The sequence below is a fragment of the uncultured Treponema sp. genome (genome assembly GCF_946187725.1).
Lineage (GTDB): Bacteria > Spirochaetota > Spirochaetia > Treponematales > Treponemataceae > Treponema_D.
In genome coordinates this window covers 1-14,126 of record NZ_CAMHSK010000053.1, presented here as the reverse complement: position 1 = coordinate 14,126, position 14,126 = coordinate 1, and the positions used below count along the sequence as shown (strand labels likewise).

Sequence of the window (14,126 nt, the reverse complement as noted above, 5' to 3'; positions counted from 1 at the left end):
GGGAAAACCAGTTCGGCTACGAAAGATTTGTCCACGACTGCATCTCCCGCGAAAAGTACGCTTTCAATAACGGACATGCTGCCGGACTTGCAGAAGGTGAACGAAAAAAGGCTCTTGAAACAGCAAGGCGTTTTCTTCAAATGGGCTTACCTGTAGAACAAATTGCACAAGGTGTCGGTCTTTCAGTTGAGGAAATACAAAATCTATCATAATTTAATCATTTCATTGCAATAAACATGTACATTTATTGCAATGAATTTTTTATTTTACCAAGTTCAATATGACTGCGTAGCTCATAGATTTTCCCAATGCAGGAACACTTGCATCAAAATTCAGCAAATAGTAACCCAAATCCATTGAGGTAAGTGGGATAGACCACTGTTTTTGAACATTGTAAACTTGATTATCCAAAAACTGTGAATTTGTTCCGTTTAGTTTTCTTGCTGTAAGTGTGACTGAAGAATACTCATAAGTTTCATTGTCGTTAATTCCAAAATAAATAACATCTACATTTGAAAGCGAAACCGTCAAAATACTCTCACTAGCACCGTCAGCAAGAGTGTAATATCCGTCATTATCATTATCAGAGAATGTCGTTCCAGATTCAACATTTAAAACCCACTCACCATTTTTCATGAAAAGAATCGAAATATTTTTTGGTTTTAACTCGTATTCTGTAAAATCTAGTAAAGTTTCATCGTATTCTGCAATATACGATATATTTTCATATCCAGTATAATCAGCAACAGAAATTTTCCTTAAATAATACACTGAACAATCATCACCGTCAGTCGGTTGATTTGCAAGTTTCACATAAGATGAAGAATCACTGTCATATTCGTAATAATAAACCCCACTGATAAAGTCCGAACCACTTGAAACATATTGAGTACTATAAGTGATACCTTTCCAGTCAGACCAGTAGCCCAGACCTGTTTTGAGAGTCAATGTTGCATTTTGAACAGAGATTGTTCCGTCCTCTGCAAGATATGAGTTCTCCGTAACTCCGTCAGGAATCAAAATCGGTATACCGCTTGAATAGTGCTGGCTTTTATAGAATACCTTAGAAGGAAGTTCTATTGCATTTCCATTGTTGTCATAAGCGTCAAAAGCTCCATCATCAAGCACATAAGAAACACGATAGAGATTTATTGCCTGTACATCAGCATCAAACCAAGTATATTCTGTATCCAAAGAAGCAGTCTGAGAGACATCAGAAGGATTAGTATAAGTGCTTGTCTGTGGAAGAATCAGATAAGTCCAATCAGAATCTCCGACATGGTTTGAGGCACACAATCTTGCTATATATCGTTTTCCAAGCGGGAAATTGAGTTCAACCGAAGTTGTATTTTTGTATAAAGTGCCTTTTTCTGTGTAAGCATTGTTATTTCCAGTAACAGAAAGACCCGCTAGTGTATCACTTGTACCATAAGAGACATGAAGCGAAGTCCAATTCGAATCATTTTGTGGTAGAGTAATAAGAGAATTACCTTTTATTTCAATCAACTGAAGCTTAAAGTATTGTTCTATGTTTGAATTATCGCACCATGCGAACTGAACACTATAAAATCCGCTTGAAGAATCTTCTGGCTCTTTATACCCCGCAATCAAACATGACGGTGCTTCCGGAACTTCATCAAGAAAATACGGGATATTCATTTCACCAGTTGAAACTTGATTCATCAAAATATTAATTCTCTCACTGTAAGTACATTCTGATACGACTATGCCGTTTGAAGAATGTTCGTAGATTATTGCAAGACTGTATATACCCGTAGCAACAGAATTTGCAGTTGGTGTTTTAAAGACATAATTTGAAACCGTTCCACCGCCATGAACGCCATAAGGTTTAATAACCTCAGCTTGGGCAGGATAAACAAGTTCGTTCGTTGCTAAATCGTATAGACCAGCCGTGATTCTGTAAGAAGTATCCACAGTCCAATCGTCAACATGATTTATGCTAACAGCGAAACCACCTTTACCGTTTGAATAATCATTTACCTTAAGATGAAATGTAAGTGACAATGAATTATTTAAATCGATATATGTATGAGCTTTCAAAGAGGCATAAGCTATTAAAGAGCTTTCATTTATTGTGCTTATATTTGCACTTTCCCACAGCTGGGCGCGTTCTGGTGAAAGGGCGTACAAATAAAACGCATAGTAAGATGGCGAAAATGTTTTTGTTATTGTACCAGTTGTTGATGAAGTAGGAACAAATTCAATGTCTTTTTCTAATTGCCATGATGTTCCGCCATACATATCCTTGTAAATAAGATAATATTTGAAATCTGACGCATCATAATCAGGAATAATCGTTCTGGTTGCGTCCAGCGGGTTTTCTTGTGAGGCATAATTAAATAGGAGAAATCCGTCATCAGAAACGACATTCATCGTGAGATAATTGAAATATACTAAATCAGCTTTCTTTATGACAATTGCAGAATCATCTACAATATGTTCGCATCCAGAACATATAACTGCAACAGCCATTACAAGAACAGCCATTAAGTGCAGAGAAATTTTTTTTATATCTTCAAGATGCAAAATTTTCATAAAATTATCAGAAAAATATGTCTGATGCCGATTTTTTTTCATCGGCATCAGACAGGTGTTCAGCCCCCACTGCAAAGCAGAGAGCCAAAACAATTAGTCAGTGATTTTCAATACAGTTACAACGCTGTAAGTTGCACTAGGCATTTGGCTTGTTGTAGCAGTAAATTCAATGAGATAGTTACCTTCTGTCCAGGTGCTTAAAGCAACATCCCATTTTTTAGAAGCATCCCAGTCTTGATCTACGAGAGTTTTTGAAGAACCAATTTTGGAAATCTTCAAATGAACATTGTCATAAGTTCCATCAGCTGAAGAAATCGTGTTTGTCGCCTCAGTGTAAGTAAGAACAGGGAATTTTGCGACAGTAGTGTCAACCGTAAATGTAATTTTATTGACCTTGCTCAAAGAAACTTCGAGTACGCCACCAAGGCCTTCAACAGCCGCAACAGGAGGGGCGACGGTATTATCGGCCGCAACAGGTATAGTGTTTACATATTTTACCGTGGTTACTTTGTTTCCTATAACTGCTTTTGAAGAAGAATCTTCTACAGCATTAATAGCAGTTGAGGTTACAGCTGTTGAACCTTTTGCGAATGCAATTTTGAGTGCGTCTTGTTTAAGCTCATAAACATGGATGTCTTCAACGACAACATTCAAAACCTTAGTTGTGTCGTAATGTGCAACGAGAGTGAGGTTTTTGTAGCCTGTATAAAGTGCAGACACTGCTTTACGAACTCGGTAGAACTCATAGTAAGTTTCTGGATTAGAACCTTCTTTATAAGTGTTATGAGCTGAACTTAGATTCGGGATTGAGTACTTGCCTGATGTTGTTGTATTCCATGTATCCTTTGTTGGCTGTGAACCAAGTGCAACAGTTGCCGCAGTATTATCAGTTGTCACATTATATGGGAAGTATTTTATGTTACCAATAAAACCTGCACCAGTCGGAACTTTATCTTCTTCAGTGGTATCATAACTTAGATAGGTAACAGTCTGATCATAAGCAGTACCATTATCATTATCAACAAGCCATTTGTCCCAGTAATTGCCGTCATCTGCAAGAGTGATTGCAACAGCCGTTTCAGTTTCAGTGAGACCTGCCAAATCCTTGTACCATTTTTGTGTTGTAAAGCCATCTGGACTAAGAATTACATGTGCCTCTGTAGATTCAATTGGAAGAGGTGTTGCATCTGTAGACATTTTGGTGTACTGGCTTGCATAATGAACTAATGCAGGTGGATTTGTAAGGTTTTCTGGTTCGGCTGCACTAGTATAGAATTTTCCACCATTCAAATCATAAGTAATTCGGAATCGGTTAATTGTTGTGATATTATTATCAAAAACAGTCCATGGGTCATTTGTTGCAGAACTTGTACCTGTCGTAGTTGAACTTGCTACAGCAGTATAGCGTGCTACAGATTCCTCTACATTTTCGGCGTTTTTATATTTTGTGCCAATTTCTGCCCAAGTTACATAAGTATAAGCAGATTGACCTGCATCGTTAGAAGCACAAAGACGGGCAATAAAGCGGGCACCAAGAGGGAAATACATAGTTACATAGTTGCTGTTTTTATTCAAAGAACCACTGATGTAGTATGAAGAGTTCTGCATTGCAAGCTTTGTATATGTATTGACACTTACAGAAGTTGTCGCGGCATTCCATTCTGCATCACTTGTAGGAATTTTATAATAATTATCATCTTTATACTCTTTAATCTGTAACCAGAATTCACGCTCTGTGCTTGAGTTATCGCTCCACATAAACTGAACTGGATAGTATGCGGTCTCAATTGATGCAGGATTTTGATAAGCAACTGTCAAGTTTGAAGGTGCCTCTGGAGCCTTTTCGAGAATATCAGGAATATATACATCAGCTTTAGTTTCTTCATTCATCAAAACGATGACTTTTTCACTATATATATAAGCAGCTTTTGTAGTACCTGCTTCATCAGGCTGATGACAATAAGCGACAATAAGATTGTATTCACCAGCTGGAACATCATACGATGCTGCATCAGCAGTTCTTATGAAAGAGAGCGTTGCTGGATTAAGTGTTCCGGTTGCAGCCGCATTGTAAGTGTAAATTTCTTTTGCTGCTCCAGTTGTTCCAGTCATTGGATATACAGGGGTATCTTTATAGTCAGATTCAATTTTATACAAACCTGCAGTAACCTGATATTTTACAGGAATTACCCAGTCATCCGCATTATGGATTGTAATATCAACCCGGCCTTTTCCAGAGGAACTTGTATTCGGCTTCATGTGGAAAGTAACAACATCTTTGTAACGCAAATCTGCATTTGCATAGCCGACATAAGAGGCATACTTAGAAACCTCTGTAGCAGTGACAGTCGTATTATCTGAAGTAAGTTTTGCTGACATTGCAGCTGTTATTGCATAGAGTTTGAAAGTATAATTTGACAATTTGAAAGATTTTGTAATTGTACCTTTTGTATAACCAGCAGCATCTGCAGTTGCATCTGCTGTGAATGTTACATATTCGCCTGTTGGATTCTCATCGTTTATCATGTCCTGAAAAACAAGATAGAATTTTAAAGTGTCTGCCGAAACAGCATTTGGCAAAATTGTACGAGCTTCTTCTGATTTAGAGAAAATGATTACATTATCATCTGCCTCAGCTTCAAGCGAGATTGATTTTGTTGCTACATTTCCATCAATCACACCGCTGCTTACATACGCTTTGTCATCAGTTGAAATGTCTGAACATCCGAAGAAGCCAAACATGACCAAAGATATTGCAATAGCAATTAATTTTGAAAGATGTTTCATACTTACCTCCATTTGTATAAGTAGATTTTTTTTCTTCTTTTAGCTTGTAATCTCTCCACTAATTTGTTTTAGCGGTCGTATCGCTGATAAACCACGATACCGCAGTTATCTGTGTATGTGTTCCCTCCTTTTACTATTGTTAGTTGTAATTGATAGGTCTTTGGTCCTGTCAATCCCGACTCTGGTACATACAAAGTGAGATGCTCACCCGTATATATCGACCCTTTAAAATATGTTATGTTTCCGTTACTATCTGTTCCCGTTCGTATCAAAACAGGAACGCGGTTAAAATCATTATCAGGATCATAAAAAGTCCACGCTATATTCGAACAGCCTTTTGGCGTAGCTAAAATGAGCATTGCATCATCATAAAGAAAATACTCTTCATAAAGCAGCATAGATTCATTCCAGCCCTCATCTCCTGGTTCCAGAGGTCGGGTTGTAATTTTAGAATCAGCAACACTCGCATAACCTTCCCTAAATCCCCCGTTATACTCCCCCAGCATATCCTCCACCGAGTGCCCGCACGAAAGCGTACACAAACAGACGAGAAAGCTGAGAATGAGAACAAAAGCGGATGTCCCTTTCATATTCCTAAAGCCCGTGCTGATAAGCGTGTTATCAGTACGAAGCCCCAAAATTGCCCCTGTAAAATTTGCCGTGGATTTGAACTGCTGCGATATTATATAGAAGAATCGTCCAACCGATGGCAAATCCAATAAGATAATAACTTAGAGAGTGCATAAACACATACGAAACAGCGATAAAAAGACCGCGATTTGCATCTGCTATGCAGTTCTAACCCCGTTCCCACCCAGTTAAAACGCATTTAGATACATTCTTAAAAGATAACGCATTTTTCTATTTTTTCAACAAAAAAGCGTCTATCTTCAATAGCATAGAAAACAATAAAGTTCTCCACTTTGTATTATCGGCATGAATATAAATAAACTTGAGAAAAAACGACTTTTGTAGAGAGAGGAACTGCGGCAGAGAGTTGATTAGTTTGTGGTAGCGATGGTTTGTTGCGAAAGCTCTTCTTTGAGCGCAAGCACTTGTTCAAGGGGGAGAGAAACGGCCTGAGATATTTGCTCTGGAGAACCAAGATTCATGTGAATCAAATTCTTCGCATTTGCGATTTTGTTGGCTTCGGTTGCATCTTCTGCGGCAATCTGCTTTTGTACCTGTATGAACTTCTCTTGGTCCCATTCACCGAAAATCATGGACTGTTCCTCCCTGCTCAGATTATTGAAATACTCGGTGAGAAGATTTCCGTGTTTGCACTTGTTGAGCGCGTATTTCGGGGGATTCTTCTCTCCGTTTTGCTTTCCTATTCTAGCATACTCCGTAAAATTTGAATATGCAAGAAGAGGCTCGCATTTCTGGAGAATCGGGTGATTCGCGTTCTTGTTGATGTTGTAGATTTTCACTGTCAGGTCGAGCGATAGCGATTCGGGCAAATCCTTCAAGTTTGTCGCTTGCTTGATTTCCTTGAACGCGTCGGAAAGCCGCATGATTTTTTCCTGGGGGAAAGCGTCGTCGCCGTTGTAGAAAACATAGCACTCCGGGCGGGGCAATTTGATTTCTTTCGTGTTGTACTTGTCGTTGTCGGTGTAGAATCGGTTGTAATGCGCAACGAGATATTCAAGACATCGAAACGGCATGTTGTTGTTGATTGTGCTCTGATGTTCCGCGAGTACTACGATGCTGTCGTTAATTTCCATAGACACATCATTTTCTATGTTGTTGTAGACTACATTTTCCAGCATGACCGGTTTTATCTCGACCTCGCCGATTTTGAAGTTCGTGTCGTGGATTGCGTTGTAGAGCGAGAGAAAATGTTCCTTTGCATTCACATTCCGCCCGAACATATTCACGAAGAGTGAGCTCTTGTAATCGCGTTTTGGGGGTGAATTTTCGATTTGTGCCATAAATGACTCCTTTTTCAATAAATTTTGCACAAGGAGTTCTTTTCCCCATGCATTTATTTATTTGAAAAAAAAGTCACTTTTCGGCAATGTCCACAGATAATATTTTGTTATAATTACTCAGTTGATTAGTTCGAGCGAGATTTCTTTAGTCTGAATGCACGGATTGGCATGGCGACACCAAGCTGCACTTTTGAAAGCCAGTGCTGATTTGTATCATACTGAACGCCGCCACAGAGTCTGGCCCACTTCCACTGCACGCCGACAAGCATTTCGGCATAGACTCCAAAAACGAGTTTGCTTGTATGTGGGTATGACAGGCTGTTGTTGTACAAAATCCGAATATTGCTGCCCAAGCCTGCTTCACTGAAAACATGCAGGTCATAATGTCTGTTGTAATAAACAAGTCCGAAGCTTGCACCGCCTGACAAAGTGTACAAATATGGTGCTTTCAAGGCTTCACCGCCCTCAAAGTAGGTATACGGGAATTCGCTTCCGGGAATGCCCAGAGCAAACGCACCGCCTGCACCCCAGAAAAATGGTGGTCTGAAGTAGTTTTTGTAGCTTACATCAAAAATGCCGTTTCCGATGTAGTAACTTGAGCCCAATCTTCCATAACCCATGCTGAGTACGAGCGCGTTATCAAGGCCGTTTTCAGGCATTCTTTCGTCTTCCGGAATGAAAGGCTCGCCGCTCAAAACCCATCGGTAAATATAGCCCATTTCCGTACCGATGATTACATACTGGTCATCTGGGCTGAAAGCAAGGCTCTTCGCACTGTCGCCGTACATGAGCTGGAAGCTGTTTTCCTCGATGCCGGAAGCAATGTCATAAATCTTTACGAATCCAGAATTGAGGCCTGCAACAATCTTTGAAGAATCGCTTGAAAAATCAGCCGTAAAGGCAAAACCAGCACTGTCTTCCAGAACAAAATAATCACTTTCATCATGTGTCGATGAAACGATAAGTGTGTTCGGGTCTTGTGCGGATACAAAATGAACTCCATCAGGAGCAAATCTCGGTTTGATTCTTGTGAGCGTGTATCGTGAATAGTTGGCAAGTTCTTCCCATGAAGTTGTGTCAATCAGGCGGACAACGCCAGATTCACTCGCTACAAGAAGGCGCTTTCCGTTTGGGCTAGAACTCAATGTCCATACGCCGTCAGCCAAATCAAGTTTTTCTTCTATTATATGCTGCCCTGTTTCCGCAAGTCTGAAGCTCTCATACAGATTTTGTCCGTCAAGCGCGATTATTATCTTGTAATCACCAGCATAAACCGCATCCGGGATAGATTTTCCTGTTCCGTTGATTAAGGTTGAATCAGAAGTTGTGCCGACACTGTGAATCAAAACCGTGTTGTCATCACGGACGCTGAGCATGTACCGTCCGTCGCTTGTAAACTGTAAAGATACAACATTTGCCAGTGGATTTGAGTCCGTGCTGACTGAATTAGAATAAACGGCCGCGATTGTGTTTGAACCTGCGTTCCAGAGAATGACCGAATTATTCCAGCTGGTGGCGAAATATTTACCGTCACGAGTCCAGCCCACCGCATTTACTGGTGTAGCTGATTTTGCAAGATAGTCCTGGCTTACATCGGTTTCTTCTTCAGGTTGTTCTTCTGGCTTTGCAACACCATAATTTCCATAGCTGTCATAGCCGGAAACTAAACTAGATTCCTCAGAATCAAGTTCTTCTGATTCCTGTGCAAAAAGAGAAAAGCAAAATGTTATGAAAAAAGCACAAAATAACTTTCGCACTTGCTCGACAACTCCACCAAAAATCTAACGCAGTTTTATGTATTTTTCAAAAGAAATTTCTATGCTATGAGTATCGGCAAGAATTTATGGAATCTTTAAAATCTGAGTTATTCAAAAACCGGGTAACATTCAAATCCGGCAGTACGAAGCTCTTCACCGACCGTTCCCTTTGAATTTTCGTTCACCACAACGATAAAATATTTCGTTCCGCTTGGACGCACTTCCGTAGTGATTTCGGCCTTAAAGCCCTTCGCTTTTACCCTATCAACAAGGGCCATTGCGTTCGCTTCCTCGCGGAAAAGCCCCAGTTGCTGACGAACGATTTTTTCTGATTTTGACGCAGGCTTTTCTGCTTTGGGTGCTGGCTTTGCAGATTCAGCAGATTCCTTTGAAGCAGAGGCAACACTTCCGCTTTCGACAGGAAGATTTTCTGAAATTTCAGGCAAATCCACGCCGTTTCTCGGAACAAAATACCAGAAAGGAGTCGGCAAAGTTTGAACCTCACCCTTTACAATCGCCGCTTCCATGCTTTTCGGGTAATTTTTTTTGAGATTTTCCGAAAACTGACTTTCGCCGGTCAAATGCCACAGGGTAAGCAGCACAGAAGGCCGCACGCTTTTCATTGAATCAAGCGTGGAATAAGTCTTTAACATCGCAATGCTTTCTTTTGTGTCAGCCGTGTTTTTTGCCTTGCAGAGAATGCTCCACTGCTCGTACAGTTTGACAAATGCCCGGATTTTTTCATCTTTTGAATTTCTGACTGACGAATTCAAATAGCTGTCCGCACTTGCATAATCCCCGGCGCACAAAGCACAACGAACCGCATCAACTGCCAGTTCCTCAGAATTTTTATTCGGAACGCCGGCAACTCCGCTTTCCGCGCTGCCCTGAATCGAAGCCGCTTTTGCATAAGTTTTCTGGGCTTCAGCATACTGCCCCTGCTGTTCAAGAATTGCCGCAAGAATCGCATAAACCGCCCTTTTTTCCGCATTTACGGTAAGCGATTCAGCATTTTTTTTGAGATAAGCAACAGAATCCGAAACGGAAGATTTTTTTGACGCAGCATCAATCAGAGATTTTGCCGAAAGGCTCTTAGTCTGAGCAGAAAGAGCGGAATTAAAGGAAAGTACCAATACAATAGAAAGAAAAAGCGTTTTTTTCATTTTTTAAAGATTCCCTGCACGATTTCAGCAAGTTTTATTAAATCAATCGGTTTTCGCAAGAATGAGTGAATTCCAAGCTTTTTGACATTTTCTTCAAGGTCATCACTTTCGAGTGCCGTAATCACGATAATCTCAGGTTTACCAAAGCGGTCAGTGTCTTGAATGCGGCGGCACAAGTCAAGGCCATCGATTCCCGGAATGTCCAGATCCAAAATCACAAGATCGGGCTGCTTTTCGACCATGAGAGAGCCTGCCTCAAATCCATCGAAAGCCTGAAAAACTGAAAGCGAAGACACCCTTTTTTCCATAAAGCGGGCAACGACAGTATTGAAACCACGGTCATCATCAACAATAAGAAGACTGTTCGGAAAAAGCGAGTAATTCGGACACAGAGAGCGAAGTTCGGCAGGAACCTGAATGTTTCTGGAAAGCATGAATTCCACTAAATCTTTTGGGTACACACGGAACTGACCACCTGGAGTCTTAAACGCCTTGAGATGATTGTTTTTTATCCAATTGATAACAGTTTGATTAACCACGCCACAGAGTTTTGCAACTTCGAGCGCAGAATACATTAGGGTCTTTCCTTCGCACTGAGCCACAGACTAGCCTTCTTTGTTATTTTTAAATACCTGTTGTATTATTTTATATGAAAATCCGTAATCCGCAAGTGCTTTCATGATTTTTTGCTCACTTTTGTTTTTCAGAAGCAATTTCTGGTACGCCTGTTCGCAAAGCTCCAGTTCATCAACCGTCTCAAAATAAGAATCAACCGCGTTCCTGGCGATTTCACGAGACACCCCGCGAACACACAATTCACGCTCAAGACGGATTCGCCCCTGAGGTCTGAAGGCACAATGAGTCCGAATCCAGCTGGCGGCAAAACGCTCATCATTGAGATAGTTTTTTTCTTCGAGAAAATCGAGGGCAGATTTTATTGTCTGTGCGTCAAATTCTTTTTGAATAAGTTTGCGCTCCAAACCAGCCCTGCACTGCTCACATCGAGCCAGAGAACGGGCCGCCGCCTGAACAGCAGCCTTTACAGTTTCGTCCATAAAATGCCATTACCATGCCGCACACGGTAAACTTCCATAAAAAAATAACGCCCGCTTTTTGAGCAGGCGTGTAATAAACGAAAATGAAAATTATCGTTTTGAGAACTGGAAGCGTCGGCGAGCACCACGCTGACCGTACTTCTTTCGTTCTACCATTCGGCTGTCTCGTGTGAGGAAGCCGTTTGCTTTGAGAGATGTGCGGGCATCCGGATCAACCTGAAGCAATGCGCGTGAGATTCCGTGCAAGCAAGCTGCAGCCTGACCTTTAAGACCACCACCCTGAACATTGATCAAGATGTCATATTTGTTCTCGTAGTTTGTAACGAGAAGTGGCTGATGAACCATGCGAACTTCAGCTTCTACTGGGAAATACTCAGCAACATCTTTTCCGTTTACAACGATTTTACCTGAGCCTTCACGAACAAATACGCGGGCAACAGATGTTTTTCTTCGTCCTGTTCCGATTGCAATATTTTTTACTGCCATGATAGACTCCTATTAAAGCTCGATTGTTTTTGGGTTCTGTGAAGCATGTGGATGCTCTGAACCAGCATAGATTTTAACATTGCCCATGAGACGGCGACCGAGTTTGCCGTTAGGGAGCATACCAGCGATTGTTCGCTCCAACGGACGAGTTGGGTGGCGCTCAATCAATTTTTCAAAAGAAACGCTTCGAAGACCACCAACGAAACCAGTGTAGTGGCGATAGAGCATATCTGTGCTTTTGTTTCCAGAAACAGCAACTTTGTCAGCGTTGATAACGACAACATAGTCACCCATTTCCTGGTTCGGTGTGTAAGTAGGCTTGTTCTTTCCGCGAAGGAGTGAAGCTACTTTTGCTGCAACGCGACCGAGCGGTTTTCCTTCCGCATCGATAAGATACCAATCGCGTTTCTGTTCATAGTCTTTAACGAAAATGGTTTTCATCTTTTTAACCTTCAATATAGATTCTTTTGCGCTTTGCTGGTTTGCATCTCCAGTTTGACGCATTTGCAAACGATGAGCAGTCGTCTGCAATGAATATACGGGGACTAATATATTAGAATTTTATTTCTTTTTAATCAATAGAATTCCAAATGGAATTTCGCTTTCTTTTAGAAAATTTGTTAGCAATTAGCAGTTAGCAATGTGCAATTTTTTAACTGCTCACTCCTCATTCTTCATGGCTTCCATTTCTTCGCGCTTGGCTTCCTGACGGTCACGGAAATCAGCGATGCCAATGAGAATGGCGATAAGGCCGACGAAAGCCGCAAGAACCGGCATGGCACCTTTTAAAAAGAAGATAATTTCATCGCCCCAGCTGAGCCCCACGCCGGCAGGCAGACAGGCAAAAACAGTAAAAGCGATGCAGGCAATTCCGAAAATAATTGTAAACATGTGTTTATTATAGAAGAAAAGCAAAAAAGTACAAGGGGGAAAGCCTTCCTAGGGAGCCGGTCGCCGTAAGGCGAAGAAACTCGTGAGACGAGTTTCTAGGCGAGTCTCGGTGAGAGCTGTGCTCGAACCGCAAGGTCAGCCCGCTTTGCGGTGTCTTCCGCTACCCCTTCTGCGGGCTCAATCGCCGCCCGCAACGCCCGCTACTCAATTTCACGACTGGTTCCCTTATGCAATATTGTGTTTTAATCAACAATAAAATTAAATTATTGCACTTTACTCACTAACAAAAATCATTATAATAATCACAAATTAATTTTAAGAGGAAATCAAAAATGGGTAACAACTATTTCAATTCTATTCCGTGGCGCGAGGCTCGCTTGCAGCTCGGTCACTGCCGCTCAATGGCAAAAGAAGAATTCGCTGACGGAGTTAACGCTCTCAAAGGCAAAAAAATCGTAATCGTAGGTTGTGGTGCACAGGGCTTGAACCAGGGCCTCTGTCTCCGTGACTCAGGTTTGGATGTTTCTTACGCTCTCCGCGAAGAGGCAATCGCTCAGAAACGCCAGTCTTGGAAGAACGCCACAGAGAACGGCTTCAAAGTCGGAACTTACGACGAGCTTATCCCCACAGCTGACCTCATCGGAAACCTTACTCCTGATAAGCAGCACACAAATGTAATTTCAGAAGTTATGAAACGCATGAAGAAAGGCTCAGCTCTCTGGTACAGCCACGGTTTCAACATGATTGAAGAGGGAATGCAGATTCGCCCGGATATCACCGTCGTTATGTGCGCTCCAAAAGGACCAGGTACAGAAGTTTGGCACGAATTCCAGCGCGGATTCGGTGTTCCTGATCTCATCGCAGTTCATCCTGTAAACGACCCGGAAGGAAAAGGCTGGGCTTATGCAAAGGCTCTGGCCGTAGGCATGGGTGGTTCAAAAGCAGGTGTTCTTGAATCATCATTCGTTGCAGAAGTTAAATCAGACCTCATGGGCGAGCAGACAATTCTCTGCGGTATGCTCCAGGCCGGAACAATCGTCTGCTACGACAAAATGGTTGCTGAGGGAATCGCTCCTGAGTACGCTACAAAACTCTTGATGCACGGCTGGAATGTAATTTCCGAGGCCTTGAAATGGGGCGGTATCACAAACATGATGGACCGTCTCTCAAATCCTGCAAAAATCAAGGCAAACGAGCTTTCAAAAGAAATCAAAAAGCTCCTCGCTCCACTCTATCAGAAGCACATGGACGACATCATCTCAGGCAAATTCTCATCAACAATGATGGAAGACTGGAAAGCCGGAGACAAAGACCTTCTTGCATGGCGTGAAGAAACAGGTCGTCTTGCATTCGAAAAGACAGAAGAATCAAAAGAAGAAATCACAGAACAGGAATACTTCGACAAGGGAATCCTCATGGTTGCAATGGTTAAAGCCGGCTGTGAACTTGCATTCGAGACAATGGTTGACGCAGGAATCAAAGAGGAGAGCGCTTACTATG

The 14,126-nt window shown here is 41.7% G+C and carries 13 protein-coding genes; 2 read left to right on the top strand and 11 right to left on the bottom strand.

Translation table 11 applies throughout. The annotated features are described in order from the left end of the window. Positions 1 to 212: hypothetical protein (locus tag Q0Q74_RS13185; protein WP_294431579.1), on the top strand; the 212-nt coding region annotated here is incomplete at its 5' end. 49 nt (positions 213 to 261) lie between these two features. Here Q0Q74_RS13185 and Q0Q74_RS13180 read toward each other — a convergent pair. From Q0Q74_RS13180 to Q0Q74_RS13130, 11 genes are all read right to left on the bottom strand, one after another. Continuing rightward, positions 262 to 2,556 carry a hypothetical protein gene (locus Q0Q74_RS13180; RefSeq protein WP_294431578.1) on the bottom strand — a complete coding sequence of 765 codons (2,295 nt, stop codon included), beginning with the start codon at positions 2,554 to 2,556 and terminating at the stop codon, positions 262 to 264. A 93-nt stretch (positions 2,557 to 2,649) separates the two neighbouring features. Next, complete coding sequence (locus tag Q0Q74_RS13175) at positions 2,650 to 5,343, bottom strand: hypothetical protein (RefSeq protein ID WP_294431576.1); 2,694 nt, start codon at positions 5,341 to 5,343, stop codon at positions 2,650 to 2,652. A 68-nt stretch (positions 5,344 to 5,411) separates the two neighbouring features. Further along, on the bottom strand, positions 5,412 to 5,849 hold the full coding sequence (locus Q0Q74_RS13170) for a hypothetical protein (protein ID WP_294431575.1): 438 nt from the start codon (positions 5,847 to 5,849) through the stop codon (positions 5,412 to 5,414). Between the two features lie 495 nt (positions 5,850 to 6,344). Then, the gene (locus tag Q0Q74_RS13165) at positions 6,345 to 7,274 is read right to left on the bottom strand and encodes an Rpn family recombination-promoting nuclease/putative transposase (RefSeq protein WP_294431574.1); all 930 of its coding nucleotides are present in this window, start codon (positions 7,272 to 7,274) and stop codon (positions 6,345 to 6,347) included. Positions 7,275 to 7,399: 125 nt separating this feature from the next. After that, a complete protein-coding gene (locus tag Q0Q74_RS13160) occupies positions 7,400 to 9,031 on the bottom strand; it encodes a hypothetical protein (protein ID WP_294431573.1) in 1,632 nt (543 codons plus the stop codon). A 107-nt stretch (positions 9,032 to 9,138) separates the two neighbouring features. Then, entirely contained in the window at positions 9,139 to 10,194 is a 1,056-nt protein-coding gene (locus tag Q0Q74_RS13155; protein ID WP_294431572.1) for an SPOR domain-containing protein, read from the bottom strand. Continuing rightward, positions 10,191 to 10,796, bottom strand: a complete 606-nt coding sequence (locus Q0Q74_RS13150; protein ID WP_294431570.1) for a response regulator — start codon at positions 10,794 to 10,796, stop codon at positions 10,191 to 10,193. Before Q0Q74_RS13150 ends, Q0Q74_RS13155 begins: the two co-directional genes overlap by 4 nt. 3 nt (positions 10,797 to 10,799) lie before the next feature. Further along, positions 10,800 to 11,249: a regulatory protein RecX gene (locus tag Q0Q74_RS13145; protein WP_294431568.1), complete on the bottom strand. Its 450-nt coding sequence runs from the start codon at positions 11,247 to 11,249 to the stop codon at positions 10,800 to 10,802. 90 nt (positions 11,250 to 11,339) lie between these two features. Then, on the bottom strand, positions 11,340 to 11,735 hold the full coding sequence (rpsI, locus tag Q0Q74_RS13140; protein WP_294431567.1) for a 30S ribosomal protein S9: 396 nt from the start codon (positions 11,733 to 11,735) through the stop codon (positions 11,340 to 11,342). A 12-nt stretch (positions 11,736 to 11,747) separates the two neighbouring features. Then, positions 11,748 to 12,176 carry a 50S ribosomal protein L13 gene (rplM, locus tag Q0Q74_RS13135; RefSeq protein WP_294431580.1) on the bottom strand — a complete coding sequence of 143 codons (429 nt, stop codon included), beginning with the start codon at positions 12,174 to 12,176 and terminating at the stop codon, positions 11,748 to 11,750. 219 nt (positions 12,177 to 12,395) lie between these two features. After that, positions 12,396 to 12,626 (bottom strand): hypothetical protein, encoded by a 231-nt coding sequence (locus Q0Q74_RS13130; protein WP_294431566.1) that lies wholly within the window; start codon positions 12,624 to 12,626, stop codon positions 12,396 to 12,398. Positions 12,627 to 12,958: 332 nt separating this feature from the next. Between Q0Q74_RS13130 and ilvC the strand changes: the two genes are divergently transcribed. Next, positions 12,959 to 14,126 (top strand): ketol-acid reductoisomerase (gene ilvC, locus Q0Q74_RS13125; protein ID WP_294431564.1); only part of this gene is annotated, 1,168 nt, incomplete at its 3' end.